This is a genomic window from Nocardia cyriacigeorgica (assembly GCF_005863245.1).
Taxonomy (GTDB): Bacteria; Actinomycetota; Actinomycetes; order Mycobacteriales; family Mycobacteriaceae; genus Nocardia; species Nocardia cyriacigeorgica_C.
The window spans coordinates 489,000-512,614 of the sequence record NZ_VBUT01000005.1; the positions used below are offsets into that span (position 1 = coordinate 489,000).

The 23,615-nt window shown below is 66.5% G+C and carries 21 protein-coding genes; 15 read left to right on the forward strand and 6 right to left on the reverse strand.

Annotated features, from left to right (window positions below; translation table 11 throughout):
• Genes FEK34_RS15415 through FEK34_RS15425 form a run of 3 tightly spaced genes read left to right on the forward strand, consistent with a single transcriptional unit; the run spans position 1 to position 2,826 of the window.
• Positions 1-1,029, forward strand: coding sequence for a hypothetical protein (locus FEK34_RS15415; RefSeq protein ID WP_138448537.1), 1,029 nt, complete (start codon positions 1-3; stop codon positions 1,027-1,029).
• Positions 1,026-2,000, forward strand: a complete 975-nt coding sequence (galE, locus tag FEK34_RS15420) for a UDP-glucose 4-epimerase GalE (protein ID WP_138448538.1) — start codon at positions 1,026-1,028, stop codon at positions 1,998-2,000. The genes FEK34_RS15415 and galE overlap by 4 nt, the downstream gene beginning before the upstream one ends.
• 19 nt (positions 2,001-2,019) lie before the next feature.
• Positions 2,020-2,826 (forward strand): class I SAM-dependent methyltransferase, encoded by an 807-nt coding sequence (locus tag FEK34_RS15425; RefSeq protein WP_138448539.1) that lies wholly within the window; start codon positions 2,020-2,022, stop codon positions 2,824-2,826.
• A gap of 48 nt (positions 2,827-2,874) precedes the next feature.
• Here FEK34_RS15425 and FEK34_RS15430 read toward each other — a convergent pair whose 3' ends face one another.
• Positions 2,875-3,261 carry a DUF397 domain-containing protein gene (locus FEK34_RS15430; RefSeq protein WP_040789268.1) on the reverse strand — a complete coding sequence of 129 codons (387 nt, stop codon included), beginning with the start codon at positions 3,259-3,261 and terminating at the stop codon, positions 2,875-2,877.
• Positions 3,262-3,266: 5 nt separating this feature from the next.
• A complete protein-coding gene (locus FEK34_RS15435; RefSeq protein WP_040789266.1) occupies positions 3,267-4,127 on the reverse strand; it encodes a DUF5753 domain-containing protein in 861 nt (286 codons plus the stop codon).
• A gap of 1,112 nt (positions 4,128-5,239) precedes the next feature.
• On the opposite strand from FEK34_RS15435, the gene FEK34_RS15445 reads away from it, so the two are divergent.
• Complete coding sequence (locus FEK34_RS15445; RefSeq protein ID WP_083874090.1) at positions 5,240-5,692, forward strand: DUF4254 domain-containing protein; 453 nt, start codon at positions 5,240-5,242, stop codon at positions 5,690-5,692.
• Between the two features lie 108 nt (positions 5,693-5,800).
• On the forward strand, positions 5,801-6,658 hold the full coding sequence (locus tag FEK34_RS15450; protein WP_051132900.1) for a nucleoside hydrolase: 858 nt from the start codon (positions 5,801-5,803) through the stop codon (positions 6,656-6,658).
• Between the two features lie 311 nt (positions 6,659-6,969).
• On the opposite strand, the gene FEK34_RS15455 is transcribed toward FEK34_RS15450, so the two are convergent.
• The 3 genes from FEK34_RS15455 to FEK34_RS30000 all read right to left on the reverse strand — a co-directional run bounded on the left by FEK34_RS15455 (position 6,970) and on the right by FEK34_RS30000 (position 9,462).
• Positions 6,970-7,965 (reverse strand): TRM11 family SAM-dependent methyltransferase, encoded by a 996-nt coding sequence (locus FEK34_RS15455; RefSeq protein WP_068043503.1) that lies wholly within the window; start codon positions 7,963-7,965, stop codon positions 6,970-6,972.
• Between the two features lie 92 nt (positions 7,966-8,057).
• Positions 8,058-8,732 (reverse strand): hypothetical protein, encoded by a 675-nt coding sequence (locus tag FEK34_RS15460; protein ID WP_138448540.1) that lies wholly within the window; start codon positions 8,730-8,732, stop codon positions 8,058-8,060.
• 262 nt (positions 8,733-8,994) lie between these two features.
• Positions 8,995-9,462 (reverse strand): hypothetical protein, encoded by a 468-nt coding sequence (locus tag FEK34_RS30000; RefSeq protein WP_171048228.1) that lies wholly within the window; start codon positions 9,460-9,462, stop codon positions 8,995-8,997.
• Between FEK34_RS30000 and FEK34_RS15465 the strand changes: the two genes are divergently transcribed.
• The 9 genes from FEK34_RS15465 (at position 9,440) to FEK34_RS15505 (ending at position 21,522) form a co-directional block, all read left to right on the forward strand.
• Positions 9,440-10,465 carry a replication-relaxation family protein gene (locus tag FEK34_RS15465; protein ID WP_249359269.1) on the forward strand — a complete coding sequence of 342 codons (1,026 nt, stop codon included), beginning with the start codon at positions 9,440-9,442 and terminating at the stop codon, positions 10,463-10,465. The two genes, FEK34_RS30000 and FEK34_RS15465, sit on opposite strands and share 23 nt — an antisense overlap.
• Positions 10,456-10,860: a pilin gene (locus tag FEK34_RS15470; RefSeq protein WP_245669408.1), complete on the forward strand. Its 405-nt coding sequence runs from the start codon at positions 10,456-10,458 to the stop codon at positions 10,858-10,860. Before FEK34_RS15465 ends, FEK34_RS15470 begins: the two co-directional genes overlap by 10 nt.
• Before the next feature lie 2 nt (positions 10,861-10,862).
• Complete coding sequence (locus FEK34_RS15475) at positions 10,863-12,896, forward strand: hypothetical protein (protein WP_138448541.1); 2,034 nt, start codon at positions 10,863-10,865, stop codon at positions 12,894-12,896.
• Complete coding sequence (locus FEK34_RS15480; protein ID WP_068043509.1) at positions 12,893-15,919, forward strand: PrgI family protein; 3,027 nt, start codon at positions 12,893-12,895, stop codon at positions 15,917-15,919. Before FEK34_RS15475 ends, FEK34_RS15480 begins: the two co-directional genes overlap by 4 nt.
• Before the next feature lie 3 nt (positions 15,920-15,922).
• The gene (locus tag FEK34_RS15485) at positions 15,923-18,442 is read left to right on the forward strand and encodes a type IV secretory system conjugative DNA transfer family protein (protein ID WP_068043510.1); all 2,520 of its coding nucleotides are present in this window, start codon (positions 15,923-15,925) and stop codon (positions 18,440-18,442) included.
• 73 nt (positions 18,443-18,515) lie between these two features.
• The gene (locus FEK34_RS31170) at positions 18,516-19,514 is read left to right on the forward strand and encodes a replication-relaxation family protein (protein ID WP_068043512.1); all 999 of its coding nucleotides are present in this window, start codon (positions 18,516-18,518) and stop codon (positions 19,512-19,514) included.
• Complete coding sequence (locus tag FEK34_RS15495) at positions 19,514-20,506, forward strand: C40 family peptidase (RefSeq protein ID WP_068043514.1); 993 nt, start codon at positions 19,514-19,516, stop codon at positions 20,504-20,506. Before FEK34_RS31170 ends, FEK34_RS15495 begins: the two co-directional genes overlap by 1 nt.
• A 46-nt stretch (positions 20,507-20,552) precedes the next feature.
• Positions 20,553-20,783: a hypothetical protein gene (locus FEK34_RS15500; protein ID WP_068043516.1), complete on the forward strand. Its 231-nt coding sequence runs from the start codon at positions 20,553-20,555 to the stop codon at positions 20,781-20,783.
• 103 nt (positions 20,784-20,886) lie between these two features.
• On the forward strand, positions 20,887-21,522 hold the full coding sequence (locus tag FEK34_RS15505; protein WP_084471187.1) for an HNH endonuclease: 636 nt from the start codon (positions 20,887-20,889) through the stop codon (positions 21,520-21,522).
• A 318-nt stretch (positions 21,523-21,840) separates the two neighbouring features.
• Here FEK34_RS15505 and FEK34_RS15510 read toward each other — a convergent pair whose 3' ends face one another.
• On the reverse strand, positions 21,841-22,233 hold the full coding sequence (locus tag FEK34_RS15510; RefSeq protein ID WP_068043520.1) for a hypothetical protein: 393 nt from the start codon (positions 22,231-22,233) through the stop codon (positions 21,841-21,843).
• Between the two features lie 517 nt (positions 22,234-22,750).
• Between FEK34_RS15510 and FEK34_RS15515 the strand changes: the two genes are divergently transcribed.
• A complete protein-coding gene (locus tag FEK34_RS15515; protein WP_068043522.1) occupies positions 22,751-23,422 on the forward strand; it encodes a hypothetical protein in 672 nt (223 codons plus the stop codon).
• The last annotated feature ends 193 nt before the right edge of the window (positions 23,423-23,615 follow it).

Here is a 23,615-nt window from a genome sequence, read left to right on the forward strand (position 1 = left end):
ATGCTGGCCACTGCTATACGGCACAGCATTGTGCGGCGCCTTCCCGATTACGCCGAACTCGACGATGCGGCGACCGACATCGCGGACCGCCTCCTGTCGATCGGCCACCGCGTACCGCCGGACGACTGGCTGATCGTCGGTGGTTCCCTCGCCCGCGGCGAGCCGACATTCGTGCGGCACGACCAGCAGCATGTGCTGGTCTCCGATATCGATTTCCTGTACGTCCACTCCGGACAGCGGCCATCGATGCCGGTAGCGGAGCTGGTCGAGATGGCCGAACAATACTTTTCGACTGTCGATCTCATGGTTCTTCCGCTGTCCGGCTACCGCCGCGTCCAAACCTCGCTCGGCTACGACTTCAAGAACCTCGGTATAGCACTCACCGACACCGGTCTCCCAGGCCATACCCCTGTCGAGCTGGATGCCCGCGACGCCTACGAGATCCTGCTCTACTACACGCAAGCATATTTCTGGTGCGGGCTACACGGCCCGTGGCTCAACGGCGAAAACACTGCGCAGCACCATCTCGTGACCAACCGGCTGTGCATGAAGATCCTGCGCGCCACCGCGATGCTGGACGGCGCCTACGCGCACCACGACTTCGACCGTATGCCGCGGCCGATCGCGGACCGGATGCGCGCGGAACTGCGCTGGCGCCGTGACCCGTCGCAGCCTCCTATGGACGCGGGCCGATTCTGGACCTATCTCGCCGAGGCACTGACGCGTTTCGATACCGAATTCGGGCAACGGCGAGCTGATGCGGTCAACTACAGCCGGTACGCGACGACAAGCAGCGGGCGGATCGTCGCCCGTCACCACCAGGCGGCCCATCAGTTGGCGCGGGCAATGGCTGACGCATGGCTCGTCACAGGCGACCCGCGGGCATTGGCTACGGTGAAGCACCGTGCGTGGGCGGAATACACCGGCTGGGACGGCACCCACATACAGCCCAGCCCGGAAGACTACTTCCGCCGCCACAAGCAGGACATTCACGACCATCTATTGGCGATGAAAGTGCAGGTTGTATGAAACTGCTGGTCACCGGAGGTGCGGGCTATGTCGGCGCCACCGTCGCTCGCATGGCACGCGACGCCGGCCACCAGGTCGTCATCGTCGACGACCTCTCCCGCAACGACGATCGCCAGGTCCCCTCCGGCGTGGTCTTCGCGCGGCTACGCGTCCACGACATCGCCGATGTCCTCACCGCTGAGGCCGGTTTCGACGCGGTCCTGCACTTCGCCGGCCTCATCGCCGCCGGCGAATCCATGGCACATCCGGAATGGCACTGGGACAACAACACCCGTGCCTCGCTAGCCCTCCTCGACGCCATGCGCGCCGCCGAGGTCGGCAAACTGGTGTTCTCCTCCACCGCCGCCGTCTACGGCGAACCGACCGAACTGCCCCTCACCGAAACCTCACCCACCAACCCGGTCAACACCTACGGCGACACCAAACTCGCCGTCGACCGCGCCATCGCGTCCTACACCCGCACGGGCACCCTCGGCGCGACCTCGCTGCGCTACTTCAACGTCGCCGGCGCCCACGCCTGCGGCGACGGCACCATGCTCGGCGAACGACACGACCCCGAAACCCATCTCATCCCCCTCGCCCTCGACGCCGCACTCGGCCACCGCGACAAACTCTCCTTGTTCGGCGACGACTACCCCACCGCCGATGGCACCTGCGTCCGCGACTACATCCACATCACCGACCTCGCCCGCGCCCATCTGCTGGCACTCGACACAATCGCGCCAGGCGAACACAATATCTATAATCTCGGCAACGGTATCGGCTTCTCCAACCTCCAAGTCGTACAGGCCGTACGCGAAGTCACCGGAGCACAATTCGACGTCGAGAACGCCCCACGGCGGCCCGGAGACCCCGCCGTCCTTTACGCATCATCGGACTTGGCGCACAGCGAACTCGGATGGAAACCGGAGAAACCCGACATCGCCGACATCGTCGCCGACGCCTGGGCATTCCACCGCACCCACCGGTAACCGAACCAACAGGACACCGATGACCACCCCCTCGCTGGACACCGAATACGCAGACCTCACGCCGCTACAGGTCCGCATCGCCACCCACCAGCACCACTCCGAATACCCCGACGACCCCGTCGCCGAAGTCCTCGCAGCCCTCGGCCTAACCGGCAGCGAGGACCTCGCCGATATCGGCTGCGGCGACGCACGTTTCCTCGCACACCTGCGCGAAACGGGCCACACCGGTCGTCTCGTCGGCGTAGATACCTCACCCACCATGGTCGCCGCCGCGGCGGCGATCACCGGTGTCACCGCGCTCCACGGCGAGGCCAGAAATCTACCGCTACGGGACGACGAGGTCGACATTTGCACCGCCCGGCACATGCTCTACCACGTCGCGGACCCACTCGTCGCACTCTCGGAATTCCGGCGGATCACCCGACCCGGCGGGACGGTCGCTGTCACCGTCAACCACGACCGAACCTGCCATCGCACACACCAACTCGTCGCCGCGCATGCAAGCAGTTACAGCATCACCCCGCCGGACGGAATGATCAACCGCACCGTAACCAGCGACACCTTGCCCGACATGATGCAGGACATCTTCGGCAACACGACGATCGAAACCCATGACAACGCGCTGGTTTTCGACCGACCCGGACCGCTGATCGCCTTTGCTGAGGCGCTGTTCACCTTCTGCGGTATCGCACCCGACTCGCCACACCGCGTTCAGATCCTCGCCGACATCACCAGCGAGATCGAACAGTGGTTCATGACCCATCCGGACCAACTGTGGCGCGACTCCAAGGGTTATTCCATTGCCACCGCAACTATCACCGGGTGACTGGGAACGAGATGCGCCTCGTGAGCCACTACATCCTTGCGAACCAGCTCACGGGCGGCGGAATTCGCCATCGGCCACACCTTTGCCGAAGGCTTCCCATTCATCAGCGGTGTAGCGCAGCGTGACAATCCTCGAGGCGGTGTCGGCGGCGGCCAGCTCGGCGGAACCATCCGCGTTCACACTGACCTCGGCGGTGCCAACTGTGCCGGGCCGGCTGCTGAGTGCGAGATCGAGAAAAGCGGTCCAGCAGGCGGTCGGGATCGCGATTGTCGGCTGGGTGTCGGGCGCGTCGGCGTAGTCGCTGTTCTGTTTGCTGTCTCGGATGAGCACGCAGTCACCAAGGAACTTGACCTCGACGCACGAGGGGCCGTCGTTGGAGTACGACGACTTGAAGAAATCACCGTTGTTGCTGGTGACGGGCCTATCTGTGCTCATACTGATCAGGCTATCCTATCTGCCACTTGCTGGATCAGGGCCGCGGAGTCCTCTGGGCTCAGCGCCAGGTCGAGTTGGCGGTCGAACAGGATCCGCAGTTCGCGGACTCGGGATGCGTCGTCGATGATTCCCCGGGTGGCGACCGATTCGTGCCATGCCAGGGACGGCAGCATGGGGCTGGCGAAGTGGATGATGTGGAACGGCGATCCCGACAGGATCGGGCGCCTGGGAGCGGTGAAGGGGACGATTCTGACCTCGATCGTGTCGCGTCGTGCCATCTCGTTGAGGTGACGCAACTGGCCGGCCACCACCTCAGGACTACCGGTGAGCTGGTGAAGTGCCGCCTCATGAATCAGCGCGGTCAGCTCCAGTGGGTCTTCGCCGGCTAATCGTTCTTGTCGTTTCATCCGGGCGTCGATGTACAGGTCCGCGTCGACCGGGCGAATTCGGGCGATATCGGAGTCCATGATCGCGCGGGCGTAGTCCACGGTCTGTAGCAGACCCGGGACTATCAACCCTTCATAACTCTGAATGGCCTTCGCGCCATGTTCGAGGCCGAACAATCTGAGGGTCTCGGTGTCGAAGAGGGCGGAGTAATCCATCCACCAGCCGCGCTCGCGGGCATCGGCACGGAGGGCTTCGAGTAGTTGCCGTTCCTCATTGTCCGCAGCGGCGATGCCGAACAGTTTCAGGAGCGCGTGGAAGTTGTCGTCGGTCAGGGCGCGCCGGTCGCTCATGAGCTGGTGCCAGTGATTGGTGGTGATACCCAGCGCCTTGGCGGCGGTCTTGACGTCGATCTGCTGCGCGGTCTTCCACTGGTTGATCCGAAGCAGCAACTCCCAACGGGCGACCGTCGGTGACTTCACGCGTCAGCTCCTTCCCTGGGGTCGAAGCGATCCTACCCCTCGCCTGAAATACCGGTCTGGCAGTTGTGCTGACAACTTGTCAGAGCTACCGTCAGACATGACATCGGCCACTACATCCGACTAGTTCGGATCACATGTGTCAGACAGGGAGAAGTCATGCCGATACAAGTCATCGACCGGACACTGATGGTCAGCGACCGGTGCGGGCATCAAGCAAGAAGCGTCGGAGACCAGCAGTGGGTAGTCAGTTTCCTGCCGGGCCGCACGCTCTCGACCGAACAAGCCACCGCGGCCATGCAGATCGCGGAATCCGTCGCCGACAACCTCGTGCTGGCCAGGTACCTGGGCTTGACCGTTCTCGAAGCCTGCGGCCTGGCGGCCCAAGAGCCCCCACCCGGCGAAGTAACCGCAGTCGCCACACGACGCACATTTCGTCGGTTCGGTGACGGGGCAGGGCGGTGGTCTGCATGAGAAACCATCGGGCGCTGACTGATCGGCAGGCTTCGATTGCTCTCGTCATCATGTTCAGCGCAGGAGCAGCCAGGGGACGGAGAGTAGCGAAGCAGGCGCGGCGGGCGTCGCGATCTCACATGTTGCGCTCTGTCGATACCGGCGGCCGTCACCGGCTGGAGGCGTAATGTTCGAGCAGTGCCACAGCGCGCATGAGGTTGCCCATGTATATCGTGCGATGGGATTCGACGCGTCACTGATCTTCCACCGAGTCGCGTTGATCGCATCCAACTCACTCGGAGCGGTAGCGATGCCAGCCGCCCTGGGCGCCGACGTACGCCGCGCACTCACCGACGGACCGCGCGCGATCCATGCGCCGATCATCAGCTTCCACCGCCCCGACCGAGAGTGGGTCTACCTGGTCGGCCCCGGTATAGGTCGCAGTCTCGGCCGCGCAACCCGAGATATGTTCGACACTGCCGGAGTACGGATCATGATGTCCGGACAGCGGGTATGGCTCCCGATGAGTGACAGCTTCACCCAATGGTATTGGGTATCGCCGCCCAGTCACGCCAGGGCATTGCCGTCGCGGACCGCGGTACTCACAACCACGCGTCATCTGCTGCACCTGCAGTCGCATTCGTCCGTACGGCGGTGAACCCATGTACACCGTCACCGCGATGAGTGCGACGACCCCGTTCCCATCCTGCGAGGAACTGCTATCCGCCGTACGGGGCCACCGTATCTCCGCCCATCCCCTGACTGGGCTGGCCCGTGAATTCGGCCGGATGCACCGGCGCCAACTTCACCTGGACGAACCTGCGGACCGCCGCCACCGAAACGCTTTGATCCGCAGGGTAGACGAGTGGGTCGCGAACCATCTCCCTCCCCCGCATCCGGCATCGACGCTGCATCCCGAGTCGATGGGAACGGTGATCGACCGCCTCGCTGAAACACAGGTGCTCGCGTTTCACCTGCTCATGACGATCGAGCCTTCTCATCCCAGCGTGCACAAGGCGTGGTACCAGCTCGCCGAACTGCGCGACAACTACACCGACCTGACGACCGCAGTCACACACCGGGCACTCCGCCTGCCTTGCACACCAATCCCATGACCACCGGGGTCGACAACCCACAAAGCAAGGAGCCTCGAAATTTCCATTCCCGGCCTACCTGCATCTGGCCACCGGACCTCCCCATTCCTCGGGACAGCCGACGACCTGGTGATTCTCGATGCCGATATCGGGTGGCGCCCAGGAGGCCTCATAGCATTAGCGATCGCGGCGCGTGTGGTGCCGAATCTGGTCGTGGTCACCGCCGATGAAACTCATGGCCGCCGCGCCCAGCTGGCCCGCCACGCCCTGAACCTGCTCGACCGTACCGACGTCCGGGTCATTGCCGGGTTCGATCTAGGAGGTGAGGACCGATTTCTCCTCGACAACCACCACCGGTCCCCAGCATTCAGTGAGGACTTCCTCGAACGTATCCGCGGTCTCGATCGCATGATCGCCGCCATCGTCGAACTCTGCGAGACCACTCGCCGAATCCGGTGGGTCGGACTCGGCCCGATGTCCAATATCACGGCTGTTGTCTCTCGCCTGCCGGAGATCGCCGACCGCGTGATGGTCACCCAGCTGGGTGGGGCACTCAACCATCACCACGGCAAGACGCCCGTATCGCACAACTTCCGTGTCGATCCCGTCTCCGCCGGGCTGGCGTTGCGCGCACTCCACACGCCGCGTCTGGTGCGAGGCGAGCACACCGACTCCGACGCCACCCAGATCACTCCGGGTTTCCCACTCCTTCCGACGTTCGAACAGCCAACCGCGCCGGGGTGGGCGCAACTGCTGGCGATCCACCTGCGCGCATGGCTTGTCCGTGAACCCCGGACCTGGTTGGGGCATCCCTTGGCTCTCAGCGCCACGCTCGGGCTGCCATTCGTTACGTTTCGCACCGAACGAATCGAAATACACCCTGATGCACGTCTGTCCCGCACACCCCACGGACGGCCGATGCAGGTGTCCAACACGGTCGACTACCCCGCCTTCCTGACCTGGATGCGCGACGCACTGCGCATATGACGCCGCGTCGGCATCCCGTCGCGAAACGAAGGGGAAACGCGTGACCGCCAGGACACCCAATCGAAGTCCCGTCTGCAGCAGCCGATTAGCTACCTACCATGCGGCGCTGCGCCGATACCCGGTGCTAGCCTGACCCCGGGCCGGTCGCCCCCCCCTTTGGCTGGTCCGCTCCGCAGCTCATGGCTGCGACGAGCGGCGGCACCGCCGAGTTGCATAACCCCTGATGCGTGGCGGTGCCGCCACTACTTCCCGGCCGGTCCCGGATCGGCTTCCAGTTCGGCCGATCTTTGCCGTGCTTCCCTCGAGAATGCTTACGCCGCCAGATCCCCGGCCTCCTTGCCGATCCAAGCGTCCGTCTCCCAGAATGCAGCCGGTCCCCAGACGGGGTTTCGCGGAAAACGTTGAAGTTCCGATGAACTCACGGCTTGCCGACGCTGGAACACGAGCACGTCCTCGTGAGCGATCAGGTGGACGGGGAGTCCTTCGCGGCGGTTTTTGACGATGAAGTCGCGCTGGAAGAAGCTGCTGCGGGCCACGATCCCGTCCTCGGCGAGCCGGCCCAGAAGTGCGACGCAGCGTTCGACGGGGGTGAGCCCGGCGAGCGTGCCACAGGTGGTGATGTGGGTAGGTAGGTCGACGAGCTCGGCGTGCTGGCGCCAGGGGCGGGCGGTGATGACGACGTGGCCGCCGGGTTTGAGGTAGTCGGCGACGCCGGTGAGGATTTTGGTGAACCCGGACAGCAGTCGGCCGATGCCGACGTTGGCAAGGTTGCCGCGGTCGAGGACGGCACCGTAGCGGTGGTCGTATTTGTGGACGCCTTCGCCGGGTTTGGCCCGGACGTGGCCGTGGGTGGAGTCGCCGTATGGGGGTGAGGTGATCACGAGGTCCACTTGTCCCCGCAGTGCCTCGGGGAGCAGGTCGGGGAGCTTGCGGGCGTCGCCCTGGTAGACGGCGGCGTCCAGATCGTTGCCGGTGGTGCGGGCGAGGTCGATGTTGGTGCGGGCGAGGTCGGCCCAGCGGGTTTCGTATTCGACGCCGACGGCGCGGCGGCCGGTGTGGAGGGCTTCGACGAGGGTGGTGCCGATCCCGCACATCGGGTCCAGGATCAGGTCCCCGGGCCGGCTGTATGCCTCGATGGCGTGGGCGGCAATAGCGGGCAGCATTTTCGCGGGGTGTTTGGTGCTGTCGGGGTGGTAGCGGCCCGTCCGTTGGGTAGCGGGCGCGGCTTGCGCAGTCGCCCACACCGACGCCCCGTTTGCGCTGATGGTGGTGCGGACTGCGGTTCTGGGTTCGCGGATTGCGGTCATCGAACGTGCCTCATTTCGGGATTCGGGCGCGCAGAGCTCCACCCGGAGTCAGAGGGGTGGTTGCACAAGGTGGTGGGTCGCCGCCAGCAAATTCAGGGGCGCAGGAGAACGGTCACGTCGGTGTGGGCGATCCCGTGCAAGGGCGCGCGCTGGGAAGCGTCGACTCTCGGGGCGACGATGGCGCCGTCGGCGATGGGAACGGCGGCGATGTGCTGAAGGAATAGCAGATCGGCAGCTTGACCAGCAGCCACTATGACGCCGGTCGGATCCAACAGAACACCGTCCCGGCTGCGGCTGGCGCGAGTGAACACGGCCAGCACACCGCCCGCGGCCAGGCGGGCTGCTGCCCGCGTGACGATCCGGTCCACGACCGACACTGCGACGTCCTCGGGTGGCAGCAGGCTGGCCAGCACGAGACCGGCCTCGTCGGCTTCGCGCTGGGTGCAAGTGCGGGACGGGCCGCGGCGGTCGCCGAGATGTTCGATCGCGCCGGAACGTGCGAGTCCCTCGATGGGGGTGAGCGCGTCCCGAGCGCCCGAGATCCGGCGCCGGCCGGCTGTGGAAGTTGGTGGGGTCAGCACGAGTACCTGGTCGCCGGGTCGGGAGAATTCTATGACGGCTCGGGTCACTATCACTGTCGGCCAGGGGTCGCGGTGGTTGAGTGGGTCGGGTCCGGTGGCCCAGATGGTGGACGGCACCTCGGCCCTTGATGGGCGGGTGCCCGAGGTCCCGGTGCGACGGCGGCGGGTGGGAGTGTGTTCGGTCATGGGCAGTGCCCTTTTCCTATCCAGTGCGTGGGAGGTTGCACTGGTGGACTCCTTGCGAATTCACCGTTTTTGGACATGGCCCATCGCGAAATTCAGATAGGACGGCGGCGGCAGCATCTGATATCGAGAGTTATCGGCCGGTACGTCGCTGGGAGATTTTTCGGTTTCTAGTTCTCCTCCGTGTTTCGCGCGTTGTGTAGTGCGCCACCGGATCGCCACAGAACGTACACAGCCCCTGGTAGTCGGGGCTTTCACTGGTCGTTCACTTAACCAGGATCCGGTGTCCGATATCCGGCTCGAGTGAGAGCGCGGAGGTCATCCCGAGGTTTTTTTGAGTCTTTTCCGACGCGTTTTGGTGGCGCTCGTTCGGTGTCCTTGCGATGTCGGATTCTCCGCACGAAAGGAAACGAGTAGCCATGAATACGGATACCGGTATTTCAGCGAAGAAGAGCGCCTCTGGGGACAGTTCGCCGCTTTCGGTGGTGCGGTCGGCGTTCGATCGGATCGCCGACGACCCTGTACCGCGCGAGGCCGCACGGGTAGCGGGGCTGGGTAGGGCAGTTACGACGTGGGGGCAGTTACGGCGGGTGTTGTCGGATCCTGGGTTGCCGATCCAGGTGGTGGATGCGGTCTGGGTGTGGCTGATCAAGCGGTCTCGGGTCGAGGGTTCGGACGCGGCGCTGGTGTGCGCGGGGATGGCTGTGCCGATGCTGGCCGGGATGGCGAGCACGTTCGGCCCCCGCAGGCGAGAGGACCGCGCCGACGTTGAAGCCGACCTACTGACCGCGTTCTTCACCGAACTGAGGCGTATCGATGTGGAGCGACCGTTTCTGTGGTTCCGGCTGCGGTGGGCAGTGTTCCGTGGCGGCCGGGCCTGGGTACGGCAGGAAGCGGCTGCACCGGCTCCAGGCCCCGACATCGGCACCGACCTCAATGCCGGCTGGGGCAAAACCGTGCCGGCGATGTGCACACCGCCAGGGCATCCCGAGGACCTTCTCGCCGAGGCGGTCGCGGAGAACGTGATCACCCCCCAGGTGGCGGAACTGATCGCCGTCACCCGGTTGGAGGGCCGCTCGGTGACCTCACTCGCCGAAGAAGTTGAAGGTTCGTCGCATTGGGCGTTGCATAAGGCACGCCGACGCGGCGAACACGACCTCCGGGCGTGGCTGACCGCCCGAACCGCCGGAAGCGATCCAGCCCGCACCAGCATCGTCGAGCACCGCGCCCTGCACGACCTGGCTTGCACAGAAGACCACCGGTCGACGGGACTTTTGGCCCAGCTTCAGCTCACCGACCGCGATCTGCAGTTGCTTCTCCTTCTCGACACCGTGGGCGGGTTGACCGCCGCCCAAGTCGGTGAGCGGTTGTTCCCCAGCGTCGACACCGCCCGCAAACGGTTGACCGCCCTGGCCCGCCGTGGCGTGCTGACCCGAGTCAGGACCCACTCAAGCCCGGGTCTGCGGGGCGTGCCGCCATGGCGCTACACCCTGTCCCCGCTCGGATCCGAGATCGCCGCCACCGAGCACCGGACGCCCGAACGATCGCAGGATCGGTCACGAACGACCTCAGCCGCCGCACCGCAAACAGCGGCACGGATCAGTGCATCGCGCGAATTGCCGAACACTGCGGAGTCCAAAACAGGCCCGCAATCAGGGAGTAGCCAGTGCGGGCGGACATCGGCTGCCCCCGTGCACTCGCCAACTCCTATGGAGGTGAATCGCCGATGCGCATGATCGGTATCCCCAACGTTCTGTCCGCGAACCCCTCAACCCAGACCCGGCCCGGTCCGGTCCGGCGGGCATTTGCCTGGGCGATCGCACTTGCGGTGGCGATGGCGGCGCTCGTTGTGACCGCAGGTGCTGCTGCCGCCGACCCGGTCGTGGTGCTCGCCATCGCCGAGTCGTTCGATCAGGTGCTCGACAACATCCGCAACTGGTTGGTCGGCATTCTCGCCGGCCTGGCAACCGTATGCGTGACCGTGGGTGGCGCCCGCTACGTACTGGCCTCCGGTGATCCGGGAGAGGTCGAGAAGTCCAAGACCGCGCTGCGGGCGGCGTGTATCGGGTACGGGCTGGCGATGCTCGCCCCGGTGATCGTCGCCGTCCTCAAGTCGATCGTGGGTGCCTGACCATGACGGCCCTGCACCCCATCGGCACCTCACCACCAGGCCACAGGTCGACCTGGACTCGCCGGGTTCTGGTCGTCACCGTCCTGCTGCTCGTGACCGGGCTCGGACTCGGCGGAACCGTCGCGGCGCAGCCCACAACACCGCCGCCCCCGCCAGATTCGACGACACCGCACTGGCCGCCGCCCCCGTCGAATTCTCCTGAGCAGTCCGCACCCACGACTCCGATGCCCACCAGTCCGGCCGCGCCGGAAACTCCGGTCCCCCGGCCATCGCAGGCACCGTCGCCCACGAGCCCGGATTCGACGGCACCGCCGGTCGAGCCGTCGGGCGGGGAGGACTCCGAGTGCGGGGTCCGCAATATCTCCGCGTGTGTCGCCGAGGCGATCGACGGGTTCTTCCAGCGCCTGGTCGAATCCGCGCTCAACCCGCTGCTGGATCTCCTGTCGCAAACCTTGCTGACGACTCCAGAACCGGGTGATTTGCCGCGGGTCGGTGAATTGTGGGATTCGTCGTGGCAGTTGATGCTGGCGATCTACGGGTTGCTGGTGATGGCGGCCGGGGTGCTGTTGATGGTCCGCGAAACCCTGCAAACCCGGTACTCGGTCCAGGATTTGGCGCCGCGGATCGTGGTCGGGTTCCTCGCCGGTGCCATGAGTCTGTTGGTCGCCTCGCAGGCGATCCGCTTCGCCAACGCTCTCGCTACTGCTGTTGCCGGCGACGGCCTCGACCCCGATTCCGCCGGCGCCGCCCTACGCGAGCTCGCCACCATCACCGCAGTGCGAGGTTTGGTGAGCCCGGCCGCGGGACCCGGGATCTTCGTCATCCTGCTCGAGGTCGCGCTCGTGGTGCTGCTGGTGATCCTGCTCATCACCTACGTCATCCGGGTGGCGATCACCATCATCCTCGTCGTCGCCGCCCCGCTGGCGTTGATGTGCCACGTACTACCGGGACTGGATGCGCTGGCACGGTGGTGGTGGCGCTCCTTCGCCGCGTGCCTGGCGATCCAGGTGGTGCAGTCGCTGGTGTTGGTGACCGCGCTGCGGGTGTTCCTCACTCCCGGCGGTTGGGAGTTCTTCGGCCCCAACGCCGACGGGCTGGTGAGCTTGATCATCGGACTCGCCCTGATGGCGGTGTTGATCAAGGTCCCGTTCTGGCTGCTGTCGAGCATGAGAATCGGCACCGGTGGTGGCCGGAGCATGATCGGGTCCCTGGCCCGCGGCTACGTCACCTACAAGACCTTCGGCCTGCTCAAGGGCGGGGAGAAGGCCGTCGCCTCCGCGGTCCGCCGGCCCACACCAGCCGCCGCCACGCCCGGCCATACCGCCCGGCCTTCCACAGCACGGCTCCAAAGACCCCGTCCGGCCGCTGTCCCCACTGCCGCGGATAGCGACCCGTATGCGCGAACACGGGCGACCAGAGACGGGCAGCTGATACTGCCGTTGGAAGGAGTGCGCCGTGTCCGGCCGACTCCGGCGGCCTCGGCACCACCACAGCACGCGGGCACCACTGCTTCGGCACGCACCGCACCGCCCGGCGTGCCTCCAGCGGCGACCGGGCAAAAGACACGGCGCGGGCGTCAGCTGGCCTTCGATTTCACCCCACCGGACCCCTACAAAGGGATCCGCGCCAACCACCGCGGCCAATACCCGCTGCCGATCCCGGTCACCCGAGCCCGGCCCGGCGCCACGCGCTCCCCAGCCCAACGTCCAACACCGGGACCCGCCCCGGTCACACGGTCTACACCACCACCTCAATCGCCGGCTACGTCCCCGCCGAGGCCTCGCCGGGGCACGCAGCTGGCGTTCGAGTTCGACCCACCCGACCCCTACGAGGGCAACCGGTCCTTGCGCAGCGGCCAGTACCGGCTCCCGTTCCCGGTCCCCCGGGTCCAGCCCACCGAACGAACCAGCCCACCACCACCGCCAGTGGCGTCTCCGCCCTCACCACCAACGGGCCGCCAGCTGCATCTCCCGCTCCCTGATCTGCCGGTGCGCCGCCGTGCCCGCCGCTCGCCCCGAGGAGGAAACACTCGATGAGTACACCCGTTCGTATTCCCGCCGACGTCGACCGGCCGGACCGGTTGATCGGCCCGTTCACCGCCCGCCAACTCTCCGTACTCGCCGTCACCGCGCTCCTGCTCTACCTCGTATGGACCGCGACACGTGAGGTGATTCCGCCCGCGGTGTTCGTCGCCGCCGCGGTCCCGGTCGGCGCGGTGGTCGCGGCGCTGGTGTTGGCCACCCGCGACGGTTTGTCGGCCGACCGGCTGCTGCTGGCCGCCCTGCGGCACCGGCTACGACCCCGCCGCCTGGTGTCGGCACCCGAAGGCATCGCGTCCCCGCCGCACTGGGTCACCCACGCTGCCGGACGACAACCGAAACCCCCGGCCCCGCAACAGCTGTCAGCCAGAGAATTACAGCTGCCCGAGTCGATCACCAGTAACAGCGGCATCGGAGTGGTCGATCTCGGCTCGGACGGGCTCGCGGTGATCGCCGCGGCCGGGACGGTCAACCTCGCCTTGCGCACCCCCGAGGAACAAGACAGCCTGATGGCTCAGCTCGGGGGCTGGCTGCACACGCTGCGGCAGCCGGTGCAGATTCTGCTGCGCTCGACCCGCCTGGATCTGACCGGCCAACTGGCGCGGCTGCGGGAGTCGGTCGGCCAGATGTCGCCGGAGCTGGCCGCTGCCGCACACGGACACGCCGACCATCTGGAAGGCCTCGCCGCGAGCGAAGATCTGATGCACCGGCAAGTGCTGCTTGTCTGGCGTGAACCCCTCGACCTTCCCACCACCGGTGACAGTTTGAGTGGGCCATCGCCGGCGGCGATGCTGGGCTGGCTGGCCTCGGGGCGGCGCCGCGCCCGCCGGGAATTGTCGGAGGCGGCGCGCCGTGCCGCGGAGTCACGGTTGCTGCGCCGCGTGTACGAGGCCACCGACCTGCTCGCGCCCATGGGTGTCACCGTGACACCGCTCGATGATCTCCAGGCCACCGCAGTGGTAACCGGAGCCTGCAACCCAGGCAGCCTCATACCATCCTCGGCCGATATCGCCGGCCCGCACACCGTCATCACCACCACCGGCGGCGGCGAGCACACGAACCGCGAAATCGCACCGACTGACGACACCACCGGGGCCACCACTCCACAGCATGGACTTTTCCCCGGAGCCGGTCGCCGAGCCCCCGTTACCGCAGGAGAATTCGGTCCGGATTCGCTGGCGATCGAGGCTCGTCACCTCGAGGTCGGCTCCGGGTGGGTAGCCACCCTCGCCGTCACCGGCTACCCGCGGGAAGTCACCGCCGGATGGCTGGCGCCGCTGCTGTCGCACCCCGGTCGTCTCGATGTCGCGGTGCATGTCGATCCTGTGGATCCGGTGACCGCGGCGTCGCGGTTGCGGCGCCAGCTCGCGCGACTGGAATCCTCGCGACTGCACGACGCCGGTTACGGACGGCGCAGCGACCCGCTGGTCGAGGTCGCGGCCGAGGACGCCGCCGAACTCTCCGCCCGTGTCGCACGCGCCGAAGCCCGCCTGTTCCGAGTCGGGGTGTACCTGACCGTACACGCCAGCTCGGAAGCCGAGCTCGCCGACGAAATCGCCGCGGTACGGGCCCTGGCGGCGAGCCTGCTCGTCGACACCTGCACCCTGTCCTACCGCACTACCCAGGGCTGGGTGTCCACGCTGCCCCTGGGCCTGGACCTAGTGCGGTTGCGGCGCACCTTCGACACCAACGCCCTCGCCGCGGCGTTCCCGTTCTCCAGCCCTCAACTTCCCGTCGGCGATCCGGCACACGCGGCCTCCCCGGAGGGCGTGCTATACGGCCGCGACGCGGCAGCCGGTTTCGTGTTCGTCGACCGGTTCGGCGCCGAGGCCGACAACCACAACGCAGTGGTGCTCGGCCGTTCCGGCGCAGGCAAGAGCTACTTCGTGAAGACCGAGATCCTGCGGTCGCTGTTCCGCGGGATCGAGCAGGTGATCATCGACCCCGAAGACGAATACCGCACCTTGACCGAGGCGGTCGGCGGCGCTTACATCCACCTCGGTGCCCCCGGAATCCGCCTCAACCCCTTCGATCTGGAGGTCCACACCCGACCTGACGGCCGCCGCACCGCACCCTCCGATGCACTGAACCGGCGAAAGCTCTTCTGCCACACCATCATCGCCGTCCTGCTCGGCGAGCAGACGGCCGCGCAGCGTGCCACCCTGGACACCGCGGTCACCGCCACCTACACCAGCGCAGGCATCACCGACGACCCCGCCACATGGACGCAGCCTGCACCGACGCTGGGCATGTTGCGTGAGCAGTTGACGGCACTCGGGTCGGCGGTCTCCGACGATCTCGCCGCCGGTTTGTCTCCGTTCGTCGGCCAGGGGGCGTTCGCTGGACTGTTGGACGGGCCGACCACCGTCAGCCCGGACGCGGCAATGGTCACCTACTCCTTGCGAGAGCTGCCCGATGAACTGAAACCCGTCGGCACGCTGCTCGTGTTGGACGCGACCTGGCGGCGAGTCGCTGACCCGGCCGTCCGTCGGCCGCGGATGGTGACCGTGGACGAGGCGTGGCTGATCATGCGCCAGCCGGCCGGGGCGCAGTTCCTGTTCCGGGCCGCGAAATCGTTCCGCAAGTACTGGGCCGGTCTCACTGTCGCAACTCAGGACTGCGCCGACGTGTTGGGCACAGATCTGGGCAAAGCGATTGTGTCCAACGCGGCCACCCAGATCTTGCTGCATCAGGCGCCGCAGGCGATCGACGAGGTCGCGGGCGCGTTCAAACTCTCCGACGGCGAACGCCAATTCCTGCTCTCGGCTGCCCGCGGCCAAGGACTTCTCGCCCTCGGCACCGACCGCGCCGTATTCGCGGCTATGGCCTCGCCTGCGGAACATGCGCTGATCACCACCGACCCCAGCGAACTCGCCGACACCACCGACAGCAGTAAGACCGAGTTCGACCTCGCCGCCCCCCTGCCCGCCGACGGTGACACAGACGGTCCCCGCACCGGCGAGGAGGACAGCTACGGCGAGGACGACGGCGACGTCTACGTCGATGTACAGGCGGCATAGGCCATGTCGAGCCTGCTGTTCTCGGCGTCCCAGGACGAACTGGGCAGGTTCCTGCTCGACCCTGCCGCGACGCTGCGCGATCTCCTCGGCACCGCTATATCGGTGGTGACCGGTCCGGCCGCGGTCACCGGCGTCCTTCTGGCCGCGGTGGTGCTCGCGCTGGCACGGGTGCTCACCGGTGTGCGCCGGCGCCGGCTGGGTGCCGGCGCCCGCCAGGTCACCGTCCTCACCCCACCCGAGGTCGATCCCAAGGGCGCGGCAGCGTTGTGGGCGCATCTGACCGGGCAACTGCGCCCAGCCTGGCGGCGCATGGTGTTCGGGCAACCGCACCTCGGGTTCGAATACACGGTGACCCCGGAAGCCGGTGTCGCCATCCGGATCTGGGTACCCGGACAGGTTCCGCCGGGACTGGTGGAGCGGGCGGTGGCCTCGGCATGGCCGGGCGCGCACACCCGCACCAGTCACGCCACCACCGACCCTCTCCCCCTCCCCGGCCCCAAGGTCCGGAGAATGCTCTCGGGCGGTGAACTCCGGTTGGGGCGCCGGGAAGTGCTGCCGATCCGTACCGACTATGGAAATGGCGATCTCGTCCGCGATCTCATTTCCGCCGCCGACGACCTCACCCCGGGCCAGGCCGCCTGCGTACAAGTGCTAGCGCGGCCGGTCACCGGCCGACGCGTGCGCCGCGGCACCCGCACCCGCAGCGGAACGGCGGCGTGGCCGGTGCCACTGCTGCGCGAGATTCTGGATCTCCTCACCCCGGGCCCGGTCCGCCGCTCTGGGCGAACCCGCGCCGCCGCTGCGACACAGGTCAAAGACCCTCAGGCGGCCATGCAGGACAACACCGAGCACCGTGCTGCCGCTGACAAAGCCCGGGGCGCGCACTGGGAAAGCGTCATCCGCTACGCCGTCACCGTCCCTGTGCCCGAGACCGGTGACCGGGGCGCGGCGCGGGCTTTTGCGCGGGGGCGGGCGGATGCGCTGGCAGTGGTATTCGGGTCCTGTACCGACCACAACTACTATCGGCACCGCAGACACCGCAGACTCGGCTCGGCGCTTGCGCGCAGGCGACTGGGCCGTGGGGATCTGCTCTCGGTCCCGGAACTCGCCGCGGTTGCGCACCTTCCGCACGATCCGGCGATCCCGGGTGTTCAGCGGGCAGGTGCCCGCGCTATTGCTCCGACACCGGAGATCCCGGTCGCGGGCACCTACGCGAAATCTCTTGGGCTCTCGGATGCTCCGGGTGGGCGGTCGGTTGCGGTGCGGGTCGCCGATGCCCGCCACCATCTGCACGTACTGGGCCCGACCGGCGTCGGGAAATCCACCTTGCTCGCCCAGTTGATCCTCGACGAGGCCGACCAAGACCGCGGCGTGGTCGTCGTCGACCCCAAAGGCGACCTCATCACCGATATCCTCGCCCGCTTGCCTCAGCGCTGCGCGGATCGGGTGGTGTTGTTCGATGCCGATTCCCGCAGTCAGCCACCGTGTTTGAATCCCCTCGACACCCCCGCGGATCGTGCGGGCACCGACCTGGTGGTCGACAACCTGGCCACGATCTTTCACCGCACCTTCGCCCAATGGTGGGGCCCGCGCACCGACGACGTACTGCGGGCCAGCCTGCTCACCCTGTGCCGCCAACCCGGGGTCGCGACCCTCACCGACCTCCCCCGGCTGTTGACCGAACCGGCGTTCCGGGCCCGGGTCACCCGCGCCACCGCCGACCCGGTGCTGCGCGGGTTCTGGTCCTCATATGAGGAATTGACCGATTCCGCCCGCAACCAGGTCATCGGACCGCTACTGAACAAGCTGCGGCACTTCCTGTTCCGGCAATTCGTCCGCAACGCTCTCGCCGCCGGCCCCTCGACGGTCGATTTGGGCGAAGTGCTCGATCAGGGTGGAATCTGCCTGGCTCGGATACCGAAAGGCTCCCTCGGCGAAGACACCAGCCGACTCATGGGATCGCTGCTGGTGGCCCGCACCTGGCAGGCCACCACCGCCCGCGTCGGCACCCACCCCGACCAGCGCGCGGATGCCACCCTCGCTCTCGACGAAGCCCACAATTTCTTGAACCTGGCCACTCCGTTGGAGGACATGCTCGCCGAAGCCCGCGGCCTGCGCCTGTCGCTGGTCCTCGCGCACCAGAACCTCGGCCAGCTGCCCTCGGATATGCGGGCCGCGGTCTCGGCGAACGCCCGCAACAAGGTCATCTTCACCGCCTCCCCAGAAGACGCTCGTGACCTGGCCCGCCACACCAGCCCCTGGTTGTCCGAGCACGACCTGACCCACCTCGACGCCTACCACGCCGCGGCCCGGGTTCTGGTCCGCGGCCAGCAGGCACCACCGTTCACGCTCACCACGAAACCTCTGCCCCCAGCGGTGCCGGGCCGTGCCCGCGAGATCCGTGCCGCCGCGCGGGCACGCCTCGCCACACCACCACCGTCGGCGCCGGCTGCCGAACCAGGACCGGGTCTCGCCACACCCCGCACTCGGTCGGCGAGCGCCAGCGATCCCCGCCGTTCCTAACGCTCGCCGCCACGCAAACGGCAGTAATCGCTTTGGCCAGCACCGTTGCTCGACATTTCGGAGGTCGGTTCACATGATCAATCGCCCGCTGCGCCAGTCCGACCTGCGAGCCCCCCGGCCCGGCCGGGCACCGGCTACCGACCATGCCCGGCTGGTCGTGCGACTCACCACCCGAGATCGGTGGATCCTGCGGATGCTGCACGAGCACCGGGTCCTGACCACCCTCCAACTCGCGGCGCTGGGATTCCCCACCTACGCCAAGGCACGCAGCCGCCTCCTGACGCTGTACCGCTACAGGGTCCTCGACCGGTTCCGGCCCTTGCGTACCCGCGGCAGCGCCCCCGTGCACTGGGTCCTCGCCCCGGCCGGGGCCGCTGTGCTGGCCGCCGAAGCCGGTGTCGAGGTCCGTGACCTGCACTACCGCCACGAACAGGCCATGGGCATCGCCCACAGCCTGCACCTGGCCCACACCGTCGGCGTCAACGAATGGTTCACCGCCCTCACCACCGCACCAGGCGGCGGGCGGGTGCTGGCGTGGTGGTCGGAAACCCGCTGCCGCCGCCTCTGGGGCGACCTTGTACGCCCGGACGCCTACGGCCGCTACACCCACCCCGACACGGTGCTGGATTTCTTCCTCGAATACGACCTCGGCACCATCACCCTGTCCACAGTGGCGAACAAACTAGCCGGCTACGCCGAACTCGCCCGCTCCACCGGCATCATCACCCCCGTCCTGCTGTGGGTGCCCACCACCCGCCGCGAGACCACCGCCCGGCCCGCACTGCTCGACACCTGGCGCACGCTACCCGACCCCGCAGCAGTGCCGGTGGCAACTGCCGCCGCCGACCTCCTCGACCCCACCGCCCCACATCCCAGCCCCGCCGACCGGGTATGGCTGGCACTCGACGACACCAGCGGCGGACGTGTTGCGCTGCACCGGCTCCCGGCCGCGTGGCCATATCTCCTCTCGGCACCGGCATCCACCGGCACGCCGGGCGCGCCCGCCGACGACGGCCCCACAGTGCTGCCTGCACCTGCGCCCCATCCGCCCAGCGTCGAGGGAGAACGGTGATGTTCGCCAAGGCACTCGGGGCGGGCGCGGCGGCGGTCGTGTTCTGCTCGGTCGTCATCGCCGCAGTCGTGGCCACCGTCGCTGTCTTCGACCACACTCCCACCCCGGGACCGGGTACTGCGCCGAGTACCGAAGCGCTCACCGATATCCCACCGGAGATGTTGGTGCTCTACCAGCAAGGCGCCGGCTCGTGTCCCGGCCTGGACTGGTCGATCCTCGCCGCGATCGGCAAGGTCGAAACCGACCACGGCCGTTCACCACTACCAGGTGTGGCTTCCGGGGAGAACTTCGCCGGAGCAGGCGGGCCGATGCAGTTCCTCGCCCCGACCTTCGACTCCGTCGTCGCCCGCCATCCACTACCACCGGGCGGAGCGACGCCGCCCTCGCGGTACGACCCCCACGATGCCATCCATGCCGCCGCCCACTACCTGTGCGACTCCGGGGCACCCGCCGACCTGTATGCGGCGATCTTCGCCTACAACCACGCCGACTGGTACGTCCGTGACGTCCTCGCTCAAGCCGACCGCTACTCCACCCACGCCACCACACCACCGCCCGGCAGCGGCGACTGCACCGACATCCGGGCCGCGAACCCCACCACCGCGACGGTGATCTCGTTCGCCTGCCAGCAACTTGGCCAACCCTATGTCTGGGGCGGCAACGGACCCGAACAATCCGGCGGATGGGACTGTTCCGGCCTCACCCAAGCCGCCTACGCCAAAGCCGGCATCACGATCCCGCGCACCACCTATGACCAAGTCCACACCGGTCCCCGCATCCCGGAAGACCAGCTCCAGCCTGGTGATCTCTTGTTCTACGGCACTGCCTCCGACGTCCACCACGTCAGCCTCTACCTAGGCGCAGGGAAAATGCTGCACGCACCGACCTTCGGTCAGCCCGTGCAGATTTCGGACTACCGCTGGCCCGGCGACGACTACTACGCGGCAACCCGGCCCGCCGCCCTGGCCCCAGCACCCGACCCGCAACTGTAGACCCGCTGCCGTGCGCGGAGCGTCACGTTTCGAAGGGAGATCGCGAATGAAGCCACCGGAAACCGTCAGAGCCCTGGTCGACTTCGCCAACATCCCACCCGACAGCACCGAACTCGTCCATCACATCGAAGAAGTCGACATCCCCCTCGCCGACCCCCGCCAATGCACCCACCACGACACTCTCTGTGCCCACTGCGCCCACACCTGGACCTCCCAGCACCTGTTCACCGAATCCCTGCCCTGGGGCAAGCAATATCGCAACACCACCGATCCGTGACCACACGGTACCCAGCAGACATCGCGATACCAGCGACGCGATGACCGACGCGAGCACAAATATCCGAGCCCGACTCACCCAGCTTGCAACATAAGATCATTTGATGCCCGAAGGAAGACCGGAAATATCCGCCGAACTCAGGCGCTCTGTTCTCGTCGAGGCCGGCCACCGATGCGCCATCCCGACATGCCGCCAGACACCAGTCGAACTGGCCCATATAACGCCATGGGCAAAGGTCAAGCAGCACACTTTCATCAATCTCATCGCGCTATGCCCCACCTGTCACACGCGATTCGACCATGGTGACATCGACCGCAAAGCGATGCTCCAGTATAAGGCGAATCTCGACATTCTAAACTATCGGTACACGGACCTCGAACGACAGCTCCTCAGGGCATTTATACGTAGGTGGAATGACACAAAGAAGTGGGTACAAAGCCTCATTGACGATAACGACCCCTGGCTTCCCCAGGAGTGGTTAGAAGACGGCTGGAGTCCGGAGCGGATAACACTTCAGGACCAGGAAAGTATGATCCAGGGCGGTAGGATCCGTATCTATGAACCGATGACGTGGGCATTTACGAACCTTCTCGACGATGGACTCATAGAATTCCGGGATACCTTTCGCAGCAAGGTACTTTCTGAACAGGAGTCACGGTTGAACTCCAAGCAGGTCGAGCTAACCGAGAAGGGGTGCGAATTTATTCTTCACTGGATGGCCGCACAACCACTGGATTAGCGGATGAACTGAAAAGCCCCATGCGTGCGGCTTGTTGAACGCCACTCCTGTTGCGACAGGATTGCTTTCACGGCCAGTCAACTCCCCGTTGTAGGGCCACCAACCGGGAGTTGACTGGCTGCTGACAACAGAATCGCCACACCAATCGCAACGAGCATCCCTGGTCGTATCACCGGCCGTCCGAGGATTACCAACACGGGTGAATCAGATCTACAGGGCAGAGGTAGCCGCCATGGCTCGGATGATGCACTCCGTATGAGCGACCCGCGGTCTCCCGAAAAAAGGGGGAGACCGCGGGTCAGGAGGTGGACCGTGGTGTTATTCAGCGGAGGCAGCTCGGGCGGCGTGGGCGGCGGCGGAAGGGTTGGTGAAGATGCGGCCGTCGGGCAGCATCAATCCACCGCAGGCGGTGATTACCGCCGTGACGTCGAACTCGGGACTGGCGACTCGATCGCCCACCTTCACCCGTCCCGCCCCGATCAGCTCCGCCACAGTGACCCGCCGGACACGCTCGAAGGGGAACGGCTCGTCGAATTCGTAGTCCAGCTGCCACGACGGAGCGCACCCAGTACAGATCGAGCCGTCACGGTGGTTGCACTCATCGGCTGAAGTCACCTGGAATACAACTTCTCTGACCCGGTGAACGAATTCGCCGGTGCCGAAAACAGTGTACGACTCGTCCAGACGCGCGATGAGAACAGTGGTATCCATCAGAAACACTCCAAGAATTCGGGCCGTATTAGGGCGAGGTCGGGGCCACCCTCACTGATTGGTCAGGAAACCTTCGAACCGCAGGCACACCATGTTTCGGGCCGCTGTCGTGCGGCCGGACATATCGAAAAGCGCATTGTCAGTGGACATGACTCGTCTCCGGATATCAGTGGTGAGTGAACCGTGTGCGATGTCCCGGCCGGGGCAGGTCGCCTCCACGTTCGGCGTGAATACCGAAACGCAGGGGTTTCCGCACCAATGAACGCTCGATGGCCGCCCGTTTGTCAACCCCGCATCCGAGACACGAGAAAACAGTTCCCCGCGCGAATATTCACCGATTCCACACATCGGCCACACCGCCATGGCTGCTTATCTCCGATTCCGCTTGACAATTCACCCCGTATCGAGCGTCCATGGATACCGGCGCCCAACGAATCCAATATTTTCCGGGGTGCCGTCCCGGCCGGGACATGACGAAACATCACCACCAGCCACCACTTTCCTTGGAGGACCAGTCATGTCCAATTCCACGACGGAATATGCCCGCACCGCTGTCGAAGACGCCCTCTGGGCGGTCATCGGCACCGAACCCACACCCGCCACCGAGCTGGCCATCGCCGCCGGTATCAGCCAGTCGAAAACTCGGAAACTGCTCAACCAGTGGGCCACCGACGGCACCGTCACCCGCCACACCAACGACACCAACCCCCGCTCCGCCGCCCGCTGGGCACTGCCCACCGAAACCCACGACAGCACCGAACCCGAACCCGAACCCTCCGGCTCGGGACAGCCGCCCGAACACGACAGCACCTCGGATACAGGCGACGCCGACACCGAACCTGCGACCGAGACCGCCCCGTCCGAACCAATCGCCGAAACCGATACCGACTCCGACACCGGCGCTTGCGCCGAAACCGGTGTGGGGCAGCAACCGCCGGGACAGGCCGACGGCGAGCAGGCACCGGAGGTGAGCAAACTCGCTCCTGGGGCGCTGCGGGGGCTGGTAGAGGATCACCTGCGTGATCACCCCGGGCAGGAGTTCTCGCCGCATCAGATCGGCAAGGCCCTCGGCGGACGTTCGTCCGGCGCCGTCTACAACGCCCTGCTCCGGCTGGTCGGTACCGGGGTCGCACAGATGACCACCGAACGACCCAAGAAGTTCATGCTCGCCCAGCCCGCACAGCCCTGACCCACACAGCCTCTTCACCCGGGAGCCGCGCACCCCCTTGCCGAGGGTGTGCGGCTCCCGTCTTCGGCTCCAGGCCAAGAGAATCCATGCCCCTCTTTCCGTACTCGCCTCGCTCCAGCGGGGCTCCCGAGCCGCCCAGCGCGGTGTCCGGCAACTCGTGTGGCGTGGTCGGCGGGGTTTGCCGACCACTCGT

Coding starts and splice junctions, on each gene's coding strand:
- FEK34_RS15415 (WP_138448537.1), top strand. CDS start 1: ATGCTGGCCACTGCTATACGGCACAGCATTGTGCGGCGCCTTCCCGAT.
- galE (WP_138448538.1), top strand. CDS start 1,026: ATGAAACTGCTGGTCACCGGAGGTGCGGGCTATGTCGGCGCCACCGTC.
- FEK34_RS15425 (WP_138448539.1), top strand. CDS start 2,020: ATGACCACCCCCTCGCTGGACACCGAATACGCAGACCTCACGCCGCTA.
- FEK34_RS15430 (WP_040789268.1), bottom strand. CDS start 3,261: ATGAGCACAGATAGGCCCGTCACCAGCAACAACGGTGATTTCTTCAAG.
- FEK34_RS15445 (WP_083874090.1), top strand. CDS start 5,240: ATGTACACCGTCACCGCGATGAGTGCGACGACCCCGTTCCCATCCTGC.
- FEK34_RS15455 (WP_068043503.1), bottom strand. CDS start 7,965: ATGACCGCAATCCGCGAACCCAGAACCGCAGTCCGCACCACCATCAGC.
- FEK34_RS15460 (WP_138448540.1), bottom strand. CDS start 8,732: ATGACCGAACACACTCCCACCCGCCGCCGTCGCACCGGGACCTCGGGC.
- FEK34_RS15465 (WP_249359269.1), top strand. CDS start 9,440: ATGCTGGCCGGGATGGCGAGCACGTTCGGCCCCCGCAGGCGAGAGGAC.
- FEK34_RS15470 (WP_245669408.1), top strand. CDS start 10,456: ATGCGCATGATCGGTATCCCCAACGTTCTGTCCGCGAACCCCTCAACC.
- FEK34_RS15475 (WP_138448541.1), top strand. CDS start 10,863: ATGACGGCCCTGCACCCCATCGGCACCTCACCACCAGGCCACAGGTCG.
- FEK34_RS15480 (WP_068043509.1), top strand. CDS start 12,893: ATGAGTACACCCGTTCGTATTCCCGCCGACGTCGACCGGCCGGACCGG.
- FEK34_RS15485 (WP_068043510.1), top strand. CDS start 15,923: ATGTCGAGCCTGCTGTTCTCGGCGTCCCAGGACGAACTGGGCAGGTTC.
- FEK34_RS31170 (WP_068043512.1), top strand. CDS start 18,516: ATGATCAATCGCCCGCTGCGCCAGTCCGACCTGCGAGCCCCCCGGCCC.
- FEK34_RS15495 (WP_068043514.1), top strand. CDS start 19,514: ATGTTCGCCAAGGCACTCGGGGCGGGCGCGGCGGCGGTCGTGTTCTGC.
- FEK34_RS15500 (WP_068043516.1), top strand. CDS start 20,553: ATGAAGCCACCGGAAACCGTCAGAGCCCTGGTCGACTTCGCCAACATC.
- FEK34_RS15505 (WP_084471187.1), top strand. CDS start 20,887: ATGCCCGAAGGAAGACCGGAAATATCCGCCGAACTCAGGCGCTCTGTT.
- FEK34_RS15510 (WP_068043520.1), bottom strand. CDS start 22,233: ATGGATACCACTGTTCTCATCGCGCGTCTGGACGAGTCGTACACTGTT.
- FEK34_RS15515 (WP_068043522.1), top strand. CDS start 22,751: ATGTCCAATTCCACGACGGAATATGCCCGCACCGCTGTCGAAGACGCC.